Source organism: Mycolicibacterium rhodesiae (genome assembly GCF_002086695.1).
Lineage (GTDB): Bacteria > Actinomycetota > Actinomycetes > Mycobacteriales > Mycobacteriaceae > Mycobacterium > Mycobacterium rhodesiae.
Genome location: NZ_MVIH01000006.1, coordinates 60,878 through 83,767 on the forward strand (window position 1 = coordinate 60,878; position 22,890 = coordinate 83,767).

The 22,890-nt window shown below is 67.2% G+C and carries 15 protein-coding genes and 1 tRNA gene; 7 read left to right on the forward strand and 9 right to left on the reverse strand.

What is annotated here, in order from left to right; genetic code table 11:
• The first annotated feature begins 80 nt into the window (after positions 1 to 80).
• From BST42_RS14715 to BST42_RS14725, 3 genes are all read left to right on the forward strand, one after another.
• Positions 81 to 9,329 carry a type I polyketide synthase gene (locus tag BST42_RS14715; RefSeq protein ID WP_083119902.1) on the forward strand — a complete coding sequence of 3,083 codons (9,249 nt, stop codon included), beginning with the start codon at positions 81 to 83 and terminating at the stop codon, positions 9,327 to 9,329.
• Positions 9,330 to 9,338: 9 nt separating this feature from the next.
• On the forward strand, positions 9,339 to 9,731 hold the full coding sequence (gene acpS / locus BST42_RS14720; protein WP_083119904.1) for a holo-ACP synthase AcpS: 393 nt from the start codon (positions 9,339 to 9,341) through the stop codon (positions 9,729 to 9,731).
• A 92-nt stretch (positions 9,732 to 9,823) separates the two neighbouring features.
• Entirely contained in the window at positions 9,824 to 11,158 is a 1,335-nt protein-coding gene (locus BST42_RS14725) for a dipeptidase (protein ID WP_083119907.1), read from the forward strand.
• Here the strand turns inward: BST42_RS14725 and bcp are convergent.
• Positions 11,155 to 11,628, reverse strand: a complete 474-nt coding sequence (bcp, locus tag BST42_RS14730; RefSeq protein ID WP_083119910.1) for a thioredoxin-dependent thiol peroxidase — start codon at positions 11,626 to 11,628, stop codon at positions 11,155 to 11,157. The two genes, BST42_RS14725 and bcp, sit on opposite strands and share 4 nt — an antisense overlap.
• Positions 11,629 to 11,715: 87 nt before the next feature.
• On the opposite strand from bcp, the gene BST42_RS14735 reads away from it, so the two are divergent.
• A complete protein-coding gene (locus tag BST42_RS14735) occupies positions 11,716 to 11,943 on the forward strand; it encodes a DUF3618 domain-containing protein (protein ID WP_083119912.1) in 228 nt (75 codons plus the stop codon).
• Here BST42_RS14735 and BST42_RS14740 read toward each other — a convergent pair.
• Together BST42_RS14740 and BST42_RS14745 are read right to left on the reverse strand one after the other, a co-directional pair.
• Entirely contained in the window at positions 11,940 to 12,179 is a 240-nt protein-coding gene (locus BST42_RS14740) for a hypothetical protein (RefSeq protein ID WP_083119915.1), read from the reverse strand. The genes BST42_RS14735 and BST42_RS14740 overlap by 4 nt on opposite strands.
• On the reverse strand, positions 12,176 to 13,633 hold the full coding sequence (locus BST42_RS14745; RefSeq protein WP_083119918.1) for an MFS transporter: 1,458 nt from the start codon (positions 13,631 to 13,633) through the stop codon (positions 12,176 to 12,178). The genes BST42_RS14740 and BST42_RS14745 overlap by 4 nt, the downstream gene beginning before the upstream one ends.
• Before the next feature lie 168 nt (positions 13,634 to 13,801).
• Here BST42_RS14745 and BST42_RS14750 point away from each other — a divergent pair, with 168 nt between their 5' ends.
• Positions 13,802 to 15,529, forward strand: coding sequence for an MFS transporter (locus BST42_RS14750; protein ID WP_110918616.1), 1,728 nt, complete (start codon positions 13,802 to 13,804; stop codon positions 15,527 to 15,529).
• A gap of 428 nt (positions 15,530 to 15,957) precedes the next feature.
• On the opposite strand, the gene BST42_RS14755 is transcribed toward BST42_RS14750, so the two are convergent.
• Both BST42_RS14755 and BST42_RS14760 read right to left on the reverse strand, forming a co-directional pair.
• Positions 15,958 to 17,157, reverse strand: coding sequence for a cytochrome P450 (locus tag BST42_RS14755; RefSeq protein WP_083119921.1), 1,200 nt, complete (start codon positions 17,155 to 17,157; stop codon positions 15,958 to 15,960).
• Positions 17,158 to 17,245: 88 nt separating this feature from the next.
• Positions 17,246 to 18,631 (reverse strand): FAD-binding oxidoreductase, encoded by a 1,386-nt coding sequence (locus BST42_RS14760; protein WP_083119923.1) that lies wholly within the window; start codon positions 18,629 to 18,631, stop codon positions 17,246 to 17,248.
• A 121-nt stretch (positions 18,632 to 18,752) separates the two neighbouring features.
• Between BST42_RS14760 and BST42_RS14765 the strand changes: the two genes are divergently transcribed.
• Positions 18,753 to 19,019, forward strand: a complete 267-nt coding sequence (locus BST42_RS14765; protein ID WP_133057461.1) for a hypothetical protein — start codon at positions 18,753 to 18,755, stop codon at positions 19,017 to 19,019.
• Between the two features lie 158 nt (positions 19,020 to 19,177).
• Here BST42_RS14765 and BST42_RS30315 read toward each other — a convergent pair whose 3' ends face one another.
• Both BST42_RS30315 and BST42_RS14770 read right to left on the reverse strand, forming a co-directional pair.
• Positions 19,178 to 19,312: a hypothetical protein gene (locus BST42_RS30315; protein ID WP_264047643.1), complete on the reverse strand. Its 135-nt coding sequence runs from the start codon at positions 19,310 to 19,312 to the stop codon at positions 19,178 to 19,180.
• Positions 19,313 to 19,440: 128 nt separating this feature from the next.
• Positions 19,441 to 19,513 (reverse strand) — tRNA-Lys (locus BST42_RS14770).
• Positions 19,514 to 19,677: 164 nt separating this feature from the next.
• On the opposite strand from BST42_RS14770, the gene BST42_RS14775 reads away from it, so the two are divergent.
• A complete protein-coding gene (locus BST42_RS14775; protein ID WP_083119929.1) occupies positions 19,678 to 20,898 on the forward strand; it encodes a L,D-transpeptidase in 1,221 nt (406 codons plus the stop codon).
• Here the strand turns inward: BST42_RS14775 and BST42_RS14780 are convergent.
• Positions 20,895 to 22,169, reverse strand: a complete 1,275-nt coding sequence (locus BST42_RS14780) for a hypothetical protein (protein WP_083119932.1) — start codon at positions 22,167 to 22,169, stop codon at positions 20,895 to 20,897. The genes BST42_RS14775 and BST42_RS14780 overlap by 4 nt on opposite strands.
• Positions 22,170 to 22,391: 222 nt before the next feature.
• On the reverse strand, positions 22,392 to 22,850 hold the full coding sequence (locus BST42_RS14785; protein ID WP_083119935.1) for a hypothetical protein: 459 nt from the start codon (positions 22,848 to 22,850) through the stop codon (positions 22,392 to 22,394).
• Positions 22,851 to 22,890 lie beyond the last annotated feature (40 nt).

The window sequence follows — 22,890 nt, forward strand, 5'->3', positions numbered from 1 at the left end:
CGACGGGGAATCGCCCACACAGACATACGAAACGACGACGCGACGACCGCGCCGACGAGCACGACAGGGAGATACACAAGGTGACGATCCACGAGCACGACAGGCTCTCCACAGGCGACGGATCATGGCGCGGGGGCGCCAAGGGGACCACCACGCATGCGCTGGTCGACCGTCTGAACGCCGGCGAGCCCTACGCCGTGGCCTTCGGCGGGCAGGGCAGCGCGTGGCTGGAAACCCTCGAAGAGCTGGTCACCTCGGCCGGGATCGAATCCGAGCTTGCGACCCTGGCCGGCGAGGCTGAGCTGCTGCTCGAGCCCGTCGCCGACGAACTCGTCGTGGTCCGCCCGATCGGCTTCGAGCCGCTGCGCTGGGTGCGCGCGCTGGCCGCCGAGGAAGCGGTGCCGTCGGCCAAGCAGCTGACGTCGGCCGCGGTGTCGGTCCCCGGCGTCCTGCTGACCCAGATCGCCGCCACGCGCGCGCTGGCCCGTCAGGGCATGGACCTCGCTGCCGCCCCGCCGGTGGCCGTCGCCGGCCACTCCCAGGGCGTGCTGGCGGTCGAGGCACTGCGCGCCGGTGGCGCCAAGGATGTCCAGCTGCTCGCTCTGGCCCAGCTGATCGGCGCCGCGGGCACGCTTGTCGCCCGTCGCCGCGGTATTTCGGTCCTCGGTGACCGCCCGCCGATGGTCTCGGTGACCAATGCCGAGCCGGAACGCATCTACGAACTGCTCGAAGAGTTTGCTCAGGACGTCCGCACGGTGCTGCCGCCGGTGCTGTCGATCCGCAACGGCCGGCGCTCGGTCGTCATCACCGGAACCCCGGAACAGCTGTCCCGATTCGAGCTGTACTGCGAGCAGATCGCCGACGCCGAAGCCGCCGACCGCAAGAACAAGAACCGCGGTGGCGCGGTGTTCGCGCCCGTCTTCGATCCGGTCCAGGTCGAGGTCGGCTTCCACACCCCGCGGCTGGCCGACGGGATCGACATCGTCGGCCGCTGGGCCGCCGCCGTCGGGCTGGACGTCGAACTGGCGCGCGCCCTGACCGACGCGATCCTGGTGCAGCAGGTCGACTGGGTCGAAGAGGTCACCGCCCTGCATGACGCCGGAGCTCGATGGATCCTCGACCTCGGCCCCGGCGACATCCTCACCAGGCTCACCGCGCCGGTCATCCGCGGCCTCGGCATCGGCATCGTGCCCGCCGCCACCCGTGGCGGTCAGCGCAACCTGTTCACCGTCGGCGCCGTGCCCGAGGTGGCCAAGCCGTGGTCGAGCTACGCGCCCTCGGTGGTCACCCTGCCCGACGGCTCGGTGAAGCTGTCGACGAAGTTCACCCGGTTGACGGGTCGCTCGCCGATCCTGCTGGCGGGCATGACGCCGACCACCGTCGACGCCAAGATCGTCGCCGCCGCAGCCAACGCCGGGCACTGGGCCGAACTCGCCGGTGGCGGCCAGGTCACCGAAGCCATCTTCGACAAGCGCGTCGCCGAGCTGGAGACGCTGCTCGAGCCGGGCCGCGCAATCCAGTTCAACTCGCTGTTCCTGGACCCCTACCTGTGGAAGCTGCAGCTGGGCGGCAAGCGCCTGGTGCAGAAGGCGCGCCAGTCCGGTGCCCCGATCGACGGCGTCGTGGTCAGCGCCGGCATCCCCGAGCTGGAGGAAGCCGTCGACCTCATCGACGAGCTGAACACGGTCGGCATCGCGCACGTGGTGTTCAAGCCGGGCACCGTCGAGCAGATCCGCTCGGTCATCCGGATCGCCGCCGAGGTGCCCACCAAGCCGGTGATCGTCCACATCGAAGGCGGCCGCGCCGGCGGCCACCACTCCTGGGAAGACCTCGACGACCTGCTGCTGGCGACCTACTCGGAGTTGCGCGGCCGCGCCAACATCACCGTCTGTGTCGGTGGCGGCATCGGCACGCCGGAGCGCGCCGCGGAGTACCTGTCCGGCCGGTGGTCGGCTGTCTACGGTTACCCGCTGATGCCGGTCGACGGCATCCTGGTCGGCACCGCGGCGATGGCCTGCCTGGAGGCGACCACCTCGCCCGCGGTCAAGCAGCTGCTGGTCGACACCGTGGGCACCGATCACTGGGTCGGGGCCGGAAAAGCCGTCAACGGCATGGCTTCCGGGCGCAGCCAGCTGGGCGCCGACATCCACGAGATCGACAACGCCGCCTCGCGCTGCGGCCGTCTGCTCGACGAGGTCGCCGGTGACGCCGAGGCCGTGGCGGCGCGCCGCGAGGAGATCATCGCCGCGATGGCCGTCACCGCCAAGCCGTACTTCGGCGATGTCGGCGAGATGACGTATCTGCAGTGGCTGCAGCGCTTCGTCGAGCTGTCCATCGGTGACGACGACTCCACGGCCGACACCAAGACCGACGACTCCCCGTGGCTCGACATCACCTGGCGGGACCGCTTCGCCGAGATGCTGCAGCGCGCGGAGGCCCGTCTCAACGCGAAAGACACCGGCCCGATCGAGACGCTGTTCGATGCGTCCACCGCGGACGGCGAGTGGCTGCTGGAGAACCCGGGCCAGGCTCTGGAGGCCCTGCAGGCTCGCTACCCCGACGCCGGGTCGGTGCTGCTGCACCCGGCCGATGTGCCGTTCTTCGTCCAGCTGTGCAAGACGCTGGGCAAGCCGGTCAACTTCGTCCCGGTCATCGACAAGGACGTGCGGCGCTGGTGGCGCAGTGACTCCCTGTGGCAGGCCCACGATGCCCGCTACACCGCCGACCAGGTGTGCGTGATTCCCGGCACCCAGGCCGTCGCGGGTATCACCCGGGTCGATGAGCCGGTCGGTGACCTGCTCGACCGCTTCGAGCAGGCCGCGGTCGACGAGGTGCTGGCCTCGGGCGCACAGCCTGAGCCCGTCGCCGCCCGGCTGCGGGTGCGCACCGACGCGACCGGGCCGCTGGCCATCGTGCTGGATTCGCCCGACGTGCTGTGGGCCGGTCGCACCGCCACCAACCCGGTACACCGCATCGCGGCGCCCTCGAATTGGCAAGTCCGCGATAACAATTCGGCAACCAACCATGACACCGGGGCGCGCCTCGAGGTGGTTGCACCCGATCGGGTGGTGTTGAGTGTCCCGCTGTCGGGCACCTGGATCGACATCTCGTTCACCCTGCCCGCCACCGTCATTGACGGCGGCATGCCGGTCGTTCGCACCGAGGATGCTGCCACCGCCATGCGCGCAGTGCTGGCCATCGCCGCCGGGGTGGACGGACCCGACGCGCTGCCGCCGGTCGTCAACGGCTCCACCACCGTCACCGTCGGCTGGGACCCCGAGCGGGTCGCCGATCACACCGGCGTCACCGCGACATTCGGTTCGCCGCTGGCGCCGACGCTGTCGATCGTTCCCGACGCGTTGGTCGGCCGCTGCTGGCCCGCGGTATTCGCCGCCATCGGCGGGGCAGCCACCGACTCCGGCTTCCCGGTCGTCGAGGGTCTGCTCAGCCTGGTGCATCTGGACCACGCGGCCCGCCTGCTGAAGCCGCTGCCCAAGGAACCGACCCAATTGACCGTCACCGCAACGGCTTCGGTCGCCACCGATACCGAGGTCGGCCGGGTCGTGCCGGTGACGGTGAACGTCACCGACGCCAGGGGCATGATCCTGGCGGTCCTCGAGGAGCGCTTCGCTATCCGCGGCCGCACCGGTGCCAAGGAGCTCACCGACCCGGTGCGCGCCGGGGGAGCGGTGTCGGAGAACGCCACCGACACCCCGCGCCGCCGTCGCCGCGACGTCACGATCGGTGCGCCGGTCGACATGCGTCCGTTCGCAGTGGTCTCCGGTGACCACAACCCGATTCACACCGACCAGGCCGCGGCGCTGCTGGCCGGGCTGGAATCGCCGATCGTGCACGGCATGTGGCTCTCGGCCGCTGCCCAGCACGTGGTCACCGCCACCGACGGCAAGCCCGCCCCGCCGGCCAAGCTGATCGGCTGGACCGCCCGCTTCCTGGGCATGGTCAAGCCCGGCGACGACATCGACTTCCGGGTCGATCGGGTCGGAATCGATTTGGGCGCTGAGGTTTTGGAGGTCACCGCCAAGATCGGTACCGACCTCGTGATGAGTGCGACCGCCCGGTTGGCCGCGCCGAAGACGGTGTACGCCTTCCCCGGTCAGGGCATTCAGCACAAGGGCATGGGCATGGAGGTGCGGGCCCGGTCCAAGGCCGCCCGCAAAGTCTGGGACACCGCCGACAAGTTCACCCGCGACACGTTGGGCTTCTCGGTGCTGCACGTGGTCCGGGACAACCCGACCAGCCTGATCGCCTCCGGTGTGCACTACCAGCACCCCGAAGGTGTGCTCTATCTGACGCAGTTCACTCAGGTCGCGATGGCCACCGTCGCCGCCGCGCAGGTCGCCGAGATGCGTGAGCAGGGTGCATTCGTCGAGGGCGCGATCGCCTGCGGTCACTCGGTCGGTGAGTACACCGCGCTGGCATGCGTGTCCGGGGTGTATCCGTTGGAGGCGCTGCTGGAGGTGGTGTTCCACCGCGGCAGCAAGATGCACGACATCGTGCCGCGTGACGAGATGGGCCGTTCCAACTACCGCCTCGCCGCGATCCGCCCGTCGCAGATCGATCTTCCCGATGCCGACGTCACGGAGTTCGTGGCCGAGATCGCCGAGCGCACAGGGGAATTCCTGCAGATCGTGAACTTCAACCTGCGCGGCTCGCAGTATGCGATCGCCGGCACGGTGCGCGGTCTCGAGGCGCTGGAGGAAGAGGTCGAACGGCGTCGCGAAATCAGCGGCGGCAAGCGGTCGTTCATCCTGGTTCCCGGCATCGACGTGCCGTTCCACTCGGACGTGCTGCGGGTCGGCGTCGACGATTTCCGTCGCGCGCTGGAACGCGTCATGCCCGCCGATGCCGATCCGGCGTTGCTCATCGGGCGCTACATCCCGAACCTGGTGCCGCGGCCGTTCACGCTGGATCGCGACTTCGTCCAGGAGATCCGGGATCTGGTTCCGGCCGAGCCGCTCGACGAGATCCTCGCCGACTACGACACCTGGCGTAACGAAAAGTCGCACGAGCTGTGCCGCAAGATCGTGATCGAGCTGCTGGCCTGGCAGTTCGCCAGCCCGGTCCGCTGGATCGAGACCCAGGACCTGCTGTTCATCGAAGAGGCTGCCGGCGGTCTCGGTGTCGAGCGCTTCGTCGAGATCGGCGTGAAGTCCGCGCCGACGGTGGCGGGCCTGGCCAGCAACACCTTGAAGTTGCCCGAATACGCCCACAGCACAGTGGAAGTGCTCAACTCCGAGCGTGACGCCGCCGTGCTGTTCGCCAGCGACGAGGATCCGGCCACCGACGATTCCGACGACGAACCGGTGGCACCCGCAGGCGAGGCGCCGGCCGAAGCCGTTGCGGTCGAGGCCGCCCCGGCAGCTGCGCCCGCGGCCGCACCGTCCGGTGGGCCCCGCCCTGACGACATCGGATTCGACGCCGGTGACGCCACATTGGCGCTGATCGCGCTGAGCGCCAAGATGCGGATCGACCAGATCGAGCCGCTGGATTCGATCGAGTCGATCACCGACGGCGCGTCCTCGCGGCGTAACCAGCTGCTGGTCGACCTCGGTTCGGAGCTGAACCTGGGTGCCATCGACGGTGCCGCCGAGGCGGATCTGGCGGCGCTGAAGGGTCAGGTCGCCAAGCTGGCGCGCACCTACAAGCCGTTCGGCCCGGTGCTCTCCGATGCGATCAACGATCAGCTGCGCACGGTGCTGGGCCCGTCCGGCAAACGCCCGGCCGCGATCGCCGAGCGGGTCAAGAAGACCTGGGAACTCGGCGACGGCTGGGCCAAGCACGTCACCGCCGAACTGGCTCTGGGCACCCGTGAGGGCAGCAGTGTGCGCGGTGGCGCACTCGGCGGCCTGCACGAGGGTGCGCTGGCCGATGCCGCCGCCGTGGACAAGGCGATCGACGCCGCGGTCGCCTCGGTGGCGGCCCGCAAGGGCGTCGCGGTGTCGTTGCCGTCGGCCGGCGGTGCCGCGGGCGGCGTGGTCGACTCGGCCGCGCTGACCGAGTTCGCCGAGACGGTGACCGGTCGCGACGGTGTGCTGGCGTCGGCTGCCCGGATGGTGCTGGGTCAGCTCGGTCTGGACAACCCGGTGACGGCCGCTCCCGCGGCCACCGACGCCGAACTCATCGACCTGGTCACCGCCGAACTCGGCTCGGACTGGCCGCGGTTGGTGGCCCCGGCGTTCGACGCCAAGAAGGCGGTGCTGCTCGACGACCGCTGGGCCAGTGCGCGCGAGGATCTGGTCAAGCTTTGGCTTGCCGACGAGGGCGATATCGACGCCGACTGGCTGGCGCTCTCGGAGCGCTTCGAGGGTGCCGGCAATGTCGTTGCCACCCAGGCCAACTGGTGGCAGGGCCGGGCCCTGGCGAGCGGGCGCAACATCCATGCGTCGCTGTTCGGCCGGATCGCCGCCGGCGCCGAGAACCCCGGCAAGGGTCACTACAGCGACGAGGTCGCGGTGGTCACCGGCGCGTCGAAGGGCTCGATCGCCGCATCGGTGGTGGCAGGCCTGCTCGACGGTGGCGCCACGGTGATCGCGACGACGTCCAAGCTCGACGACGACCGGCTGGCGTTCTACAAGGCGCTCTACCGCGACCACGCCCGCTACGGCGCGTCGCTGTGGGTGGTCCCGGCCAACATGGCCTCCTACTCCGACATCGACGCGCTGGCGTCGTGGGTCGGTAGTGAGCAGACCGAAAGCCTTGGGCCGCAGTCGATTCACCTCAAGGACGCGCTGACCCCGACGCTGCTGTTCCCGTTTGCGGCGCCGCGGGTGGCCGGCGACCTGTCCGAGGCGGGCTCGCGCTCCGAGATGGAGATGAAGGTCCTGCTGTGGGCCGTCCAGCGGCTGATCGGTGGGCTGTCGTCAATCGGTGCCGAGCGGGACATCGCCTCACGTCTGCACGTCGTGCTGCCCGGTTCACCCAACCGCGGCATGTTCGGCGGTGACGGCGCCTACGGCGAGTCCAAGTCCGCGCTGGATGCGGTGGTCAACCGGTGGAGTGCGGAGACGTCGTGGGCGCAGCGGGTCAGCTTCGCGCACGCGTTGATCGGCTGGACCAAGGGCACCGGCCTGATGGGGCATAACGACGCCATCGTCGGTGCCGTCGAAGAGGCCGGCGTCACCACCTACAGCACCGAAGAGATGGCTGCGATGCTGCTCGACCTGTGCTCGGTGGAGGCCAAGGTCGCCTCGGCCAACGCCCCGCTGAAGGTCGACCTCACCGGTGGACTCGGCGACGTCAAGCTCGACATGGCCGAACTGGCCGCCAAGGCCCGGGAGGAGATGGCCAGCGAATCGGCGGATGCGGCTGCGTCCGCTGCGACGGCGGGCACCATCGCCGCCCTGCCGTCGCCGCCACGCGGCTACGTCGCGAACACCCCGCCGGCATGGGCCGACCTGGACGTCGACCCGGCCGACCTGGTGGTCATCGTCGGCGGCGCCGAACTGGGCCCGTACGGCTCGTCGCGCACCCGCTTCGAGATGGAGGTCGACAACGAGTTGTCGGCAGCCGGCGTGCTCGAATTGGCCTGGACCACCGGGCTTATCGGGTGGGAGGACGATCCCAAGCCGGGCTGGTACGACACCGCTACCGGTGAGATGGTCGACGAGGCCGAACTGGTGGAGCGCTACCACGACGCCGTCGTGGAGCGTTGCGGCATCCGCGAATTCGTGGATGACGGCGCCATCGACCCCGATCACTCGTCACCGCTGATGGTCAGCGTTTTCTTGGACAAGGACTTCAGCTTCGTGGTGTCCTCGGAGGCCGACGCTCGCGCGTTCGTGGAGTTCGACCCCGAGCACACCGTCGCCCGGCCGGTGCCGGACTCCGGTGACTGGGAGGTGATCCGCAAGGCGGGCACCGAGATTCGCGTGCCGCGCAAGACCAAGCTGTCGCGGACGGTGGGGGCGCAGATCCCGACCGGCTTCGACCCGACGGTCTGGGGCATCAGCCCGGACATGGCCAGCTCGATCGACCGGGTGGCGCTGTGGAACATCGTCGCCACCGTCGACGCGTTCCTGTCGTCGGGGTTCACCCCGAACGAGCTGATGCGCTGGGTGCACCCCAGCCTGGTGGCGTCCACCCAGGGCACCGGTATGGGCGGTATGACGTCGATGCAGACCATGTACCACGGCAACCTGATGGGCAAGGCCAAGCCGAACGACATCCTGCAGGAGGTCCTGCCGAACGTCGTTGCCGCGCATGTCATCCAGTCCTACGTCGGCAGCTACGGCTCGATGATCCACCCGGTCGGCGCGTGCGCCACCGCGGCGGTGTCGGTCGAGGAGGGCATGGACAAGATCCGCCTCGGCAAGGCCGAGCTGGTGGTCACCGGTGGCTTCGACGACATGACATTGGAAGCCGTCATCGGCTTCGGTGACATGGCGGCGACCGCCGAGACCGCCACGATGCGGGCCAAGGGCATCAGTGACTCGAAGTTCTCCCGCGCCAACGATCGTCGCCGGCTGGGCTTCCTGGAGGCCCAGGGCGGCGGCACCATCCTGCTGGCGCGCGGCGACCTGGCACTGAAGATGGGTCTGCCGGTGCTGGCCGTGGTGGGCTACGCGCAGAGCTTCGGCGACGGCGTGCACACCTCGATCCCGGCTCCCGGACTCGGTGCGCTGGGCGCCGGTCGGGGCGGCAAGGATTCGCAGCTGGCCCGTTCACTGGCCAAGCTCGGAGTCGGCGCCGACGACATCGCGGTGATCTCCAAGCACGACACCTCGACGCTGGCCAACGACCCCAACGAGACGGAGTTGCATGAGCGGCTGGCCGACTCGCTGGGCCGTGCGCCCGGGGCCCCGCTGTTCATCGTCAGCCAGAAGAGCCTGACCGGTCACGCCAAGGGCGGCGCGGCGGTCTTCCAGATGATGGGGCTCTGCCAGATCCTGCGTGACGGCGTCATCCCGCCGAACCGCAGCCTGGACTGTGTCGACGACGAGCTGGCCACGTCCGGTCACTTCGTGTGGCCGCGCGAGACCCTGCGCCTGGGCGACAAGTTCCCGCTGAAGGCGGGTCTGGTCACCAGCCTCGGCTTCGGTCACGTGTCCGGTCTGATCGCGCTGGTGCATCCGCAGGCGTTCCTGGCCTCGCTGAACGAGCAGGAGCGGGCGGACTACACCAAGCGGGCGCACGAGCGGGTGCTGGCGGGTCAGCGGCGCCTGGCCTCGGCCATCGCCGGTGGACGGCCGATGTACGAGAAGCCTGCCGATCGCCGGTTCAACCATGACGAGCCGGAGAAGCGACAGGAGGCGGCGATGCTGCTCGACCCGGCCTCACGCCTGGGCGATGACGACGCCTACGTGCGATAAAGTCGCGCCGTGGCAATAGTCGGAGTGGGGATCGACGTCGTCTCCATCCCCGATTTCGCCGAGCAGGTCGACCAGCCGGGAACGGTGTTCGCGGAGACGTTCACGCCAGGTGAGCGCCGTGACGCCGCCGACAAGAGTTCGGTGGCGGCGCGGCACCTGGCGGCTCGGTGGGCCGCCAAGGAGGCTGTGATCAAGGCGTGGTCGGGCTCGCGCTTCGCGCAACGTCCGGTGCTGCCGGAGGGCATTCACCGCGACATCGAGGTCATCACCGATATGTGGGGCCGGCCCAAGGTCCGGCTGACCGGTGACATCGCCAAGCATCTGGCCGAGGTGACCATCCACGTGTCGCTGACGCATGAGGGTGACACCGCGGCGGCGGTGGCCATCCTGGAGACCCTCTAACCGCGAGCAGACGTAAAGAGGCCTGTTCCTTCGGCGTGTCGGACACTTTTGCGTCTGCTCGCCGACAATGGCGAGCGACTAACGTCGTCGGTATGAGTGATCTCGTCGAACGCGTGCAGGCGGTGCTTCCCTCGGTGCGAGCCGACCTGGAGGATCTGGTCCGCATCCAATCGGTGTGGGCCGACCCGGCCCGGCGTGATGAGGTGCATCGCAGCGCCCGGGCGGTGGCCGATCTGTTGAGCAATGCGGGCTTCGCTCAGGTCGAGATCGTCGCCGAGGGCGGTGCCCCCGCGGTGATCGCGCACCATCCCGCGCCGCCCGGTGCGCCGACGGTGCTGCTGTACGCCCACCACGATGTCCAGCCCGAAGGTGAAGCATCGCAATGGGATTCGGATCCCTTTGAGCCGACTGAACGGGACGGGCGGCTCTACGGCCGGGGCACCGCCGACGACAAGGCCGGGATCGCCACCCATCTGGCGGCGTTCCGTGCGCACGCGGGCAATCCGCCGGTCGGCGTCGCGGTGTTCGTCGAGGGGGAGGAGGAGTCCGGCTCGCCGTCGCTGGGCAGGCTGCTGGCCGCCCACAAGGACAAGCTGGCCGCCGATGTCATCGTGATCGCCGACTCGGACAACTGGACCTCCGAGATCCCGGCGCTGACAGTGTCATTGCGTGGACTGGCCGACTGCGTGGTCGAGGTCGCCACCCTGGACCACGGACTGCACTCGGGGCTGTGGGGCGGGGTGGTGCCCGACGCGCTCAGCGTCCTGGTCCGCCTGCTGGCCAGCCTGCACGACGACGACGGCAACGTCGCCGTCGAGGGCCTGTACGAGACGAGCGCCGCGGACGTCGACCGCGGCCCGCAGTGGGTGCGGGCCGAGTCCGGGCTGCTCGACGGGGTGCAGGAGATCGGCTCCGGCAGTGTGGCTCAACGCATGTGGGCCAAGCCGGCGATCACCGTCATCGGCATCGACACCACGCCGATCGCCAAGGCGTCGAACACGCTGACTCCGCGCGCCAGCGCGAAGGTCAGCATGCGGGTGGCGCCGGGCGGTGACGCGGCGGCCCATCTGCACGCGCTGCGACGCCACCTCGAGCAGCACGCGCCCTGGGGCGCGCACGTGAAGGTCATCCCCGGTGACGTCGGTCAGCCCTACGCGATCGACGCCAGCGGACCGGTCTACGACGCCGCCCGCGCCGCGTTCAAGGAAGCTTGGGGCGCCGACGTCGTCGACATGGGGATGGGCGGCTCGATTCCGTTCATCGCCGAGTTCGCCACCGCGTTCCCCGACGCCACCATCCTCGTCACCGGTGTCGAGGACCCCGGCACGCAGGCGCACAGCATCAACGAAAGCCTGCATCTCGGGGTGCTGGAGCGCGCCGCCACCACCGAGGCGCTGCTGCTCGGGAAGCTGGGGGAGCCGACCTAGACCGAGATATCCCGCCGCAGTTTGGCGACGTGGCCGGTGGCCTTGACGTTGTACTGTGCGACCTCGATCTTGCCCTTCTCATCGACCACGAACGTCGACCGGATGACGCCCTGGACGGTCTTGCCGTACATCTTCTTCTCGCCGTAGGCGCCCCACGCGGTGAGGACCTTCTTGTCGGGATCCGACAGCAGGGGGAACGTCAGCTCGTCGCGCTCGGTGAACTTGGCCAGCTTCTCCGGCTTGTCGGGGGAGATGCCGACGACGTCGATGCCCGCGCCGTTGAGTTCGGCCAGGCTGTCCCGGAAGTCGCAGGCCTGCTTGGTGCAGCCGGGGGTCATCGCGGCCGGGTAGAAGTACACGATCACCTTGCGGCCTTTGAAGTCGGACAGCTTCACGGTCTTTCCCTCGGCGTCCGGCAGGCTGAACGCCGGTGCTTTGTCGCCAACTTCGAGGCGTGCTGTGTCGGTCACCTAGTAGTCCCTTCATCCACCGGTGCATCGGGGTTGGCCCGGGTTGATCTAGGGTAGTTCGGCAGGGCGGCGATTTGGAGGACGGAAGTGGCGGACCGGGACCCCGAGGTCATCAAGGCCGAGATCGACCAGGCGCGTGACCGGCTGGCGGTGACGGTGGACTCGCTGGCCGAGCGCGCCAACCCCCAGCGCATCGCCGACGACGTCAAGGCCGCGGTGCTGCGCTTCGTCAAGAAGCCCCCGGTGGCCGCGGCGCTGGCCGGCGTCAGCGTGGTGACCGTCGTCCTGGTGGTGCGCCGCATCCGCAACGGCTAATTTCGGCGGATCAGCCGCCAGAGCCGCAACGGCAACAACCCGATCAGCGGTGCGCGTTTGCCCAGGTCGTCACTGTCGCGCCGGTTGAAGGCCTTGGAGTAGCGGGCCGCGTGCTCCGCCGTCGGATATGTCTTGTAACCCGTTGTGCCGCAACCTCGGTCGCAATGGAAATGCAGTGTGGGTCCGTCGTTGGTGAACACCATCCGGTGCCCCAACATCCGGCACGCCGCGCTCATGGCTTGGCCTCGCCGGCTGAGGTGAGCGGCGCCGCGATGTCCTCGAGCTGGCGGCCTTCGGCCTTCACGCCCCAGGCGAGTTCCACCAGCCCGCCGACGGCCATGACCGCAGCGCCGACCAGGAAGGCCACGGCCACCAAGCCGCGTTCACCCGAGCCGATCAGCTGCCCGAACAGCAGCGGTCCGGTGATGCCGCCGATCGCGGTGCCGATGGCGTAGAAGAAGGCGATGGCCAGCGCCCGGGTTTCCATCGGGAAGATCTCGCTGACCGTCAGGTATGCCGCGCTGGTACCGGCTGAGGCGAGGAAGAAGGTGGCGACGAGTACGGCCATGAACCCCCACAAGCCGCCCGTCTGCGCGAGGAACACCGCGGTGAGGACGAGGGTGATCACCGCCGATCCAAGATAGGACAGCGCGATCATCGGCTTGCGTCCGACGGTGTCGAACAAGCGGCCGAGGATCAGGGGCCCGGTGAAATTGCCTGCGGCCCAGACGATGAAGAACGCCGGCACGATACCGGATGAGACGCCGTAGAAACTGTTGAGCAGGGTGCCGAGGTTGAATGTCACCGCGTTGTAGAGGAACGCCTGCCCGACGAACAGTGCCAATCCGAGCATCGCGCGTTTGGGGTAGCGGGTGAACGCCACATGTGCGATCTCGCGGAAGCCGATGGTGTGGCGTTGGTGGATCGTCAGCTCGCGGTCCGGTTCGTCGAGCTGTGCGCCGGTGCGGTCGATCACGTCGCGCTCGATTTCGTCGACGATCCGTTCGGCTTCCTCTTCGCGACCGTGGATGAACAGCCAGCGCGGACTCTCCGGGACGTTGCGCCGAACCAGCAACACCACCAGGCCGAACGTCGCGCCGATGCCGAAGGCCAGTCGCCAGCCGACATTCAGCGGCACCCAGTCACCGTTCAGCAGGACCAGTGAGCCGGCGGCGCCCAGTACCGCGCCCAACCAGTAGGACCCATTGATCGCCAGGTCGACCCGGCCGCGGTTGCGGGCCGGAATCAGCTCGTCCACAGCGGAATTCACCGCGGCGTACTCGCCGCCGATGCCCGCGCCGGTGAGGAACCGGGTGAGGAAGAAGTACCACGGCGCGAACGAGAACGCCGTCGCGACGGTGGCCGCCAGATACAGGCCCAGTGTGAGCAGGAAGAGCTTCTTGCGGCCGTAACGGTCGGTCAGCTGGCCGAACACCAGCGCACCCACGCAGGCACCCACGACGTAGATGGCGGCCGCGATGCCGATCTGCCCTGCGGTGATGGCCAGTCCGCTGCCGGGCTCGGTGAGCCGCGCGGAGACGTTGCCGACCATGGTGACTTCCAGGCCGTCGAGCACCCACGCAGACCCGAGACCGATGACGACGCGCCAGTGAAACCTCGACCACGGCAACCGATCGAGCCGGGCGGGAACGTTGGTGGTGATCGTTTTGGTCTGTCCGCTTGTGGTCATCGCCGGCCCCCAGGGATTCGTGTTTCGAGCAGGACGTTGATCTACCCCGTCGTACGGCACATCAAGCGAACAGGAAACACACAGGAAGTAATTTACATAGTTAATGAATGTTTTGGCTATCCCTCGACAGGAGCCGAAGGGAAGCCGACAGTGACAACCACAGACTCAATGACCGACGCACCGGTCGCCGATACCGAACTCGAGGCAGTCGCCGAGACCACGCGCCGGCGTCGGCGGATGGACTATGAGCACCCCCGCTACAAGTGGGTGGCGCTGTCCAACACCACGCTCGGTGCACTTCTGGCCTCGATCAACTCGTCGATCGTGCTGATCTCGCTGCCGGCGATCTTCCGCGGAATCGGGCTCAACCCGCTGGCGCCGGGGAACGTGAGCTACCTGCTGTGGATGCTCATGGGATACCTCGTCGCGACCGCCGTGCTGGTGGTGCCGCTGGGCCGGTTGGGCGACATCTTCGGCCGCGTCCGGATCTACACCCTGGGCTTTGTGGTGTTCACGATCGCGGCGATCGCGTTGTCGTTCGACCCCTTTGAACTGACCGGAGGTGCGGTGTGGCTGATCGGTTGGCGGGTGGTACAGGGTGTCGGCGGTGCAATGCTGATGGCCTGCTCGGCCGCGATCCTCACCGACGCCTTTCCCAGCCGTCAGCGTGGAATGGCACTGGGGGTCAATCAGGTGGCCGCGATAGCCGGGCAGTTCCTGGGGCTACTGATCGGCGGTCTGCTGTCGCAATGGGATTGGCGAGCGGTGTTCTGGGTCGGCGTGCCGCTCGGGCTGGCCGGAACCATCTGGAGTGTGCGTTCTCTGGTCGAGGTCGGTGTGCGTACCCCGGCGAAGTTGGATTGGTCGGGCACTGCGCTGTTCGCGGTGGGATTCACCGTGCTGCTGGCCGGGATCACGTACGGTATCCAGCCCTATGGCGGGCACCCGACCGGCTGGACGAATCCCTGGGTGCTCGGCGCCATCGGCGCGGGTGTGCTGCTTCTGGCCGTGCTCTGCATCGTGGAACTGCGGGTGCGTGCTCCGATGCTCGACGTCCGCCTGTTCAAGGCCAAGCCGTTCGCGCTCGGTAACCTTGCCGGTCTGATGGCCGCCGTGGGGCGCGGGGGATTGCAATTCATGCTCATCATCTGGCTGCAGGGGATCTGGTTGCCCTTGCACGGCTACAGCTTTGAATCCACTCCACTATGGTCGGGGATCTATCTGCTGCCGATGACGCTCGGCTTTTTGGTGGCCGGCCCGCTGTCGGGCACGCTGTCGGACAAGTTCGGATCGCGTCCTTTCGCGATCGGCGGCATGCTGTTGATGGCCGCGACTTTCCTTGCGCTGATGGTGATTCCGGTGAACTTCAGCTTCTGGCTGTTCGGCCTGCTGGTCTTCCTCAATGGTGTGGGCGGCGGCATCTTCACCTCACCGAACACGGCGGCGATCATGTCCAGCGTGCCGGCCTCCGAGCGGGGCGCCGCCTCCGGGATCCGGGCGACGTTCACCAACGCCGGGATGTCGCTGTCGATCGGCATCTTCTTCTCGCTGATGATCGCCGGTCTGGCGAACACGTTGCCGGGCACCCTGAGCACTGGGCTCCAGAATCAAGGGGTCTCGATGACCGAGGCGCACCGCATCGCGGAGCTACCGCCCGTAGGCAGCCTGTTCGCGGCGTTCCTCGGATACAACCCGATCGGCGAGCTCATGGGCGACACGGTGCACCAGCCCGGGGTCAATGCCTCGGTGTTGACCGGCAAGGAGTTCTTCCCGCATCTGATTTCGGGGCCGTTCCACGCGGGTTTGACGGTGGTGTTCATCGCCGCGGCGGTGATGATGGTGATCGGAGCGGCCGCGTCGTGGGTGAATCCGGGACGGGTCGCCGATCGCGATTAGCGGCGGCGCAGCCACTCGCCGAACGAGCGGCGAAAGCCCGGGGGATTGGCCGTCAGACCCAGTCGGCCGCAGCTGTGCACATGCAGCGGCAACGCTGGTGCGGGTGCCTGTGGAGCTACCTCGCCCTTGGGGTGGGGAACGAGGTTTTCCGGCGTCATGCGGCTAAGTCCTCACTACGTCACTGGACGGGTGGTCCGGGGGCGGCTGTTGGTCAGTACAGCTAACGCCGACTATAACACCGCCTCTTGCATAAGAGCAGCACAAAGCACTACTTTGCTTCATCGATAACCTGTCCGGTTACCTTCACGTGGACATTCTTGCTGGTCAGTCGACTGTCCCGGCATTTTGCCCAGCAGATTCACAGCGATGCATCTCACACCGGTCGCCGACCGGTGGACGACGCAACCTTGGCAACCTCGGAGTCTCGATCAGGGCAGGACGATGGGTAGCCGTTCCCAGCCCCGCACGGTCGATGTCGGTGCCAGTGTGGCGTTCGCGTAGTCGATGTCCCATTCGGGGAAGCGGTTGAGCAACTCGTCGAGCGCAACCCGCCCTTCGAGCCGGGCCAGGTTGGCGCCGAGGCAGTAGTGGACGCCCTTGCCGAACGTCAGATGGCTGATGGTGTCGCGGTGGATGTTGAAGCTGTCGGGGTCGTCGTAGCGGCGCGGATCTCGATTGGCGGCCCCGAACAGCAGCAGCATCGCGCTGCCGGCCGGCACTGTCGTGCCGTAGCACTCGAAGTCTCTGAGCACATAGCGCCCGACGTGCGGGCCGGTGGGTTCGAAGCGCAGGGTCTCGTCGATCGTGCGGTTCAGCAGCGAGCGGTCGTTGCGGACGTCGCGGCGTTGGGACGGGTGCTCGGCCAGGACTTTGGCCAGCCAGCCGATCAGCCGGCCGGTGGTCTCGTTGCCCGCGCCGGCCACCACCTGGGTGTAGTGCAGCACCTCTGTTCGGGTGAGCTTGCGGGTGACCCCGTCGTCATCGGTGAACTCGACGTTGAGAAGTGCGGTCATCAGATCGTCGGAGGGATTCTTGGACCGCCACTCGACGTAGTCGGCGTAGATGCGGCCATCGGCGATGCGGTCGGGGTCGGCGACTTTCATCGGGGTGCCTGGTTTGGTCCGCAGGTTGGCATCGTTGGCGTCGCGCACCGAAACTTGTTCGGACTCAGGGATTCCCAGCAGCATGCCGATCACCCGCATCGGCATCATCGAGGCCAGTTCGGCGATGATGTCGAAGCCGCCCGAGCCGACCAGCGGATCGAGGCAGCCGACGCAGTACCGGCGGATCTGGTCTTCGATTTCGGCCATCCGCCGGGGCGTGAACACTCGGGACATCAGGCCGCGCAGTTGGGTGTGAGCGGGCGGATCCTGGAACATCATCACGCCACCGGGCATGTCGAAGTCGGACTTGATCAGCTCCAGGATGTCGCTGCGACTGTTGGAGAACGTCTCCCAGTCCGACAGCGCGGCGTCGACGTCGGCGTGCCGCGACAACGTCCAGAAGTCGTAGCGCTCGTTGTGGTAGATCGGCGCCTCGTCGCGCAGACGGGCGTACACGGGATAGGGGTCGGCGACGATGTCGACGTCGTACGGGTCGTAATAGACGGTGTCGTTCGCAATCGCCATAGCAATCCCCGGTCCTGGCCCGTCGCTTGCTGAGCGATCGCTCAAACTATCGGGTCACGCCCTGTTTAGCAGCCCCGGCGAGTGCCGGTCAAGGACGATGTTGACCGAAAACGACGCCAGGGTTGAGGATGCCGGCCGGGTCGAAACTGTGCTTGATCCGCTGCATCAAAGCCACCTTGGCCGGATCCTCGAGCTCGCGGAAATAGTCGGCCTTGGCCCGCCCGACACCGTGCTCGCCGGAGATCGCGCCGCCCAGCGACATGCCGAGCGCGAAGATCTCGGTGAGCAGCTTCTTGCGGGTCTTCGGCTCTTTGCAGAACAGGACGCCGTGGACGTTTCCGTCGCCGGCGTGCCCGCACCCGCTCATGCCGACTCCTTCGGCCATCGCGATGTCGCGGGCCCTGCGCAGGAACTCCGGCATCGATGCCCGTGGAACGACGACGTCGATGATGTCGTCCGCTCCGATCGCTTTCGCGGTCCAGAACACGTTCTCCCGTGCCACGATCAGTCGGCGCGCTGAATTGCCTTGCAGTACATAGGCGTCCACGGCGCCCCAGTCGCTGAGCAGCGCGCCCAACGCGGTGGCGTCCTCGTCGAGGCGGTCGGTGTGGTTGTTCTCCAGGGCGACCACGAGGTAGGCCGCGCAGGTGTCGCGGATCTGTTCGGGAATGCCCAGCTCCAGCTTCTCGGCGTTGACGATCGCGGCCATCACGACGTTGTCGATGTACTCGACGATGGTCGGGTTCAGTCCGCTCGAGATCAGCTTCGGGACGGCGGCCATGACCTGGTCGAAATCATCGAAGGGTGCCAGCACCGTGACGCTGTGTGCCAGCCGGGGGACCAGTTTGACGGTGACCTCCGTCGCCAGCGCCAGGGTGCCCTCGGATCCGATGATCAGCTGCGTGAGGTCGTACCCGGTGGAGATCTTCGACATCTTGCCGCCGGTACGGATGATCTCGCCGGTGGGTAGGACGGCCTGCAGGCCGAGCACGTTGTGGCGGGTGACTCCGTATTTCACGGCCCGCATGCCGCCGGCGTTGGTTCCGACGTTTCCGCCGACGCTGGAGGACAGCTCGCCGGGATACACCGTGTAACTCAGTCCGACCCGGGCGGTCTCGGCATCGAGTTCGGTCAGGGTGACGCCGGGCTGCACCACGGCGACGTGATTGTCGGTGTCGATCTCCACGATGGCGTTCATCCGCTCGAACGAGATCAGCAGCCCGTCGGCGACCGGTTGGGCGGCGCCGGACAACCCACAACCCGACCCTCGGGCGGTCACCGGAACATGGTGTTCTGTCGCGGTTTTCAGCAGCGCCGCGACTTCTTCGGCGGTGGCGGGCTTGGCGAGATAGGCCGGGCGCTGGGGCGGGATGGTCAGAGCTTCGTCGTGGCCGTAGTCGTCGGCGATGGCGTCATCGACGGCAAAATGCCTCCCGCCGACGATCGCGGAAAAGCGCGCCGCCACATCGGTCATCGCCAACCTCCTTCGCCCGGTCACGGCAGCGTATCCGGCCGCGCACAGCCGGAGACCTGTTGCGCGAGTTCGGGGTCAAAAGTCCCTTACCGCCACTGTGCGGCGACCCGAAGATGAGGCGATGACTGATAAGGCAGTGCGAGTCGACTCCTGGGATCCCGAGGAGCACACCGAACTTCCGGGCTTCGCCCACGGGGTTACCCGATACGGAGGCCACTGGTTCGATATCGGCGTGTCGATCGTGCCGGGGGACACCGACGCGGTGGAGGCATTGGACAAGGTGTTCGCGAAGCTGAAGGAGATGGTCATTGCCGAGGCGCCTCGCATCCAATACTTCAGCGTCGACATCCGCGTCGCGTCTGCGACTCCCGTCGCTCACCCCAAATGAACCAGGAGAAGGTGATGGCCGAACTTGTATGTCCAGTGTGTCGACGCAGGGTCAGCGCGCCGGATCAGCACGGGCAGAAGATGCCTGAACACCGCGACAACAAAGGGCAGCCGTGCCGCGGCGTAGGTCGCAAGCCTGCCTGACGCGTGCGCCGTGGGCTAGGACGTCACCAACTCGCGGCGCCGCTCGCCGATCAGGTGGACCAGCCGGTCGGCCACGTCCGCATTCCGCGCGACCATGGCGCCGAGGATTACCACTACGGCGCCGATGATGGCCGTCAGGATGGGGATCATCTGGCCCCTTGTGGTCGCGTGCAGCAGTTCTTGATACGACGGGACGCCAAGCTGGCTGGGCGGCCAGGGATACCGGCCAAAGTCTCGTGAAACGACGAAAGCCCCGCCGAGGCAGGGCTTTCGTTTTGTGCGCCGTCAGGGTTTCGAACCCCGGACCCGCTGATTAAGAGTCAGCTGCTCTACCAACTGAGCTAACGGCGCGAACCGCGTCAGCGACAATAACAAACACCACTGCCGAACATGAAATCCCGCTGGTGGGCTCGGTCGGGCTGCTGATCTGCACAGTCGCCGCCGGCCTGGAAGTTCCCTTAGACTATTGCCAATCATTCCCAGCGTTCGCACAGCAAGCAGGAGTTGAGGGCGGTATGTGGCAGGTCGGCTCGCTGAACCGGCCGGGGCGTCGAACCCGGCTGGCGGCTCTCGCGATCATCCCCGCCCTGCTCATCGGGCTCAGCGGGTGTAGCAGCGGTGAGCCGGCGCCCGCCCCGGTCAAGGTCATCGCGGACAAAGGCACCCCCTACGGTGATCTGCTGGTGCCGCAGCTGACGGCATCGGTCAAGGACGGAGCGGTTGACGTGCCGCTGGACCGCCCGGTGACGGTGAGCGCCACCGGCGGGGTGCTCGGGTCGGTGACGATGGTCAACGAGTCCGGCAAGCAGGTGGCCGGCACCCTGAGCCCGGACGGCGTGACGTGGTCGACCAGTGAGCCGCTGGGCTACAACAAGAGCTACACGTTGAGCGCGCAGTCGCTGGGTCTCGGTGGCGTGACGACCGAGAAGCTGACCTTCGAGACGCAGTCACCGGAAAACCTGACAATGCCCTACCTGTTGCCCGGCGACGGCGAGGTCGTAGGCGTCGGTCAACCAATCGCGGTGCGCTTCGATGAGAACATCCCGAACCGCCTGGCGGCCGAACGCGCGATCAAGGTGACCACCAACCCGCCCGTCGAGGGTGCGTTCTACTGGCTGAACAACCGTGAGGTGCGTTGGCGCCCGGAGAACTTCTGGAAGCCGGGCACCACGGTCGACGTCCAGGCCAACACCTATGGGGTCGATCTCGGTGACGGGTTGTTCGGCCAGCAGAATCTGTCGTCGCGCTTCACCATCGGTGACGAGGTGATCGCGACCGCCGACGACAACACCAAGCAGCTGACCGTCCGGCGCAACGGCGAGGTCGTCAAGACCATCCCGATCTCGATGGGCAAGAACAGCACCCCGACCAACAACGGTGTCTACATCGTCGGCGACCGGTTGTCGCACATGATCATGGATTCGTCGACGTACGGCGTTCCGTCCAACTCGCCCAACGGCTATCGCACCGAGGTGGATTGGGCCACCCAGATGTCCTACAGCGGCATCTACGTCCACTCCGCGCCGTGGTCCGTAGGCGCGCAGGGATATTCCAACACCAGCCACGGCTGCCTGAACGCCAGTCCGAGCAATGCGCGGTGGTTCTATGACAACACCAAACGCGGTGACATCGTGGAAGTCCGCAACACCGTCGGCTCGACATTGCCGGGCACCGAGGGGCTCGGCGACTGGAACATTCCCTGGCAGCAGTGGAAAGCGGGCAACGCCAACGCTTAGCGTCGCTCCCCGAAGGTCCGGACGAAGGACAGCACCCGCGGCGACAAGTGCGGGGGAGTCCACGGCTCGTGGGTGGACCCTGGCGCGGATTTGACGGCGTCGAGACCCCTTTCGCCACCGAATCGGCCGATCAACTCTGTCACGGCCGCGACGTCCTCGGCGACGGTCGGGTACAGGATGGTGTCGATCTGGTCCTGTAAGGCTGTGAGTTTCGGCTGAACCCCCGCGAGCATGTCCAGCACACTGGGATCGCGGCTCAGCGCGGTGAGTTCATCGGGCGCCGGCCATCGTCTGCCCGGTTGATTCGCGTGTGTCGCCATGCGCTCACGGTCCAGGTGAACGTCCACATGGGGCTCGCCGTGTCGGCGCGCGGTGAATTGGTAGCGCAGCGCGTTGCTTTCGCAATCGTTCAACTCGCTCAGCCAACGGTAGTCGAACGACGATTCGGCGAGGTCGTCGAACAACGCATCAACTGCCCGAGCCTGGGGACTGTTGTGGCCGAAGGCCTTTGACGCACTCGCAACCGACTGTTGTCGATGGCTGTGCAGGGCGGCAGTGACGGCAGCCAGTGCCGAGCCGATCTTGCGACGACGCTCGTCGTTGATGCGCTCGTCGAAGGTGGAACCGTGGGTGGTCTGCAAATCGAGGACGATGCCGGTCACGACGTCGGTCAAGGTTTCGCTTGCAATCATGATGCGCTGCAACGACTCCCGGTTCACCATCGTCCGCAGGCGGCCGTATGCCTCGCGGTAGCGCTTGTTCTCGGAATCCGTGAGCGCGCACACCTTGTCGAACGTGATCCCGGCGTCCACCGTCGGCCGGGCGCCCGACGCCTGCAGGCTGGCCGTCAGCGCGACGGTCCGGGCGTCGATCTCGTCGGCCGGCGGACCGCCCTCGTCCAGCCAGCGGCCGCACTCGCGCCGCAGCGTGCCCAGGCAACGCTTGATCGAGGTGTGTATCGCCGAAGGCGTCATTCGGTCCCGGACGTCCGCGGTGCGGTAGTAATCGAGAGTCGCCGAGGTCATCGCATGTGCCAGCGCTTGCAGGGTGCCGAGAACAACCAGGATGGCCGGGTCGTCGTGCGGTGGGGGATCGGCCGCCGCGGCGCCCTGCCAGATCTCCCAGGCGTCCGCGCAGTAGTCGAAGGGGTCGTCAGCGTCGATGGCGTCGAGGGCCGCGCAGAAGGCGTCGAGTCGATCTGTCCAGACACCGAGTGGACCGGTGTCGCCGGCGAACCCGCTTGATTCAGTGGTTGCGTCGTGACCGTGCATGCTGCAACCCTCCCCCAGCTAAGCGGTGCAGTTATTACCTGACGGTAACTCATGTTCGGATATTTGGGTTGCCCAACTGCGACGAGCGGACGAAATCTTTACCATTTCGAGGTTTCGGGGGAGCGGATCAGCCCTCGTGAGCCGTACGAAGACGGGAACCGAATCGCCTGGTCAAGGTGGACACCTGTCCGGTCCGTCCGGGTCGAGAACAAATTGTTGGTGCTACGCCGAGAGCTGGTTGCCGAACTTCGTGGCAACCTGCAAGCCCGCCATCGCGGCGGCGCTGCGTGCCTTCACCGTCGCGGCTCCTGGCAAACCTTCGTGCTTCCACCGCTCGCATTGAAGGTGGACTGCGTTCAGCTCATCGATCAGCGAGTTGTGGATGGCCGAGAGCGTCAGCCGACGGCTGTCGCTCGGAGGGCTGTGGTGATCGCGAGCAGTCGAAGTGACCGCCTCCGCCAACACCTCAATCACGCCCAGCACGAGAAGCATTGCCGGATCGGTGGCCGAGGGCGGATCGGAGATAGCTGCGCTCTCCCAGATGTCCCATGCGTCCTCGCAGAACGTGTACGGGTCATCGGCATCGATGGCGTCGAGTGCGGTGACGAAGGCGGCGAGACGGTCGAGCCAGGTGGTTAATTGCTGCGAACCGTCGATTTCAGCGAATTCGTCAGTGGTCATCCTCGGGTCCCTTCGCGATACGCGTCCCCCCGGACGCCAA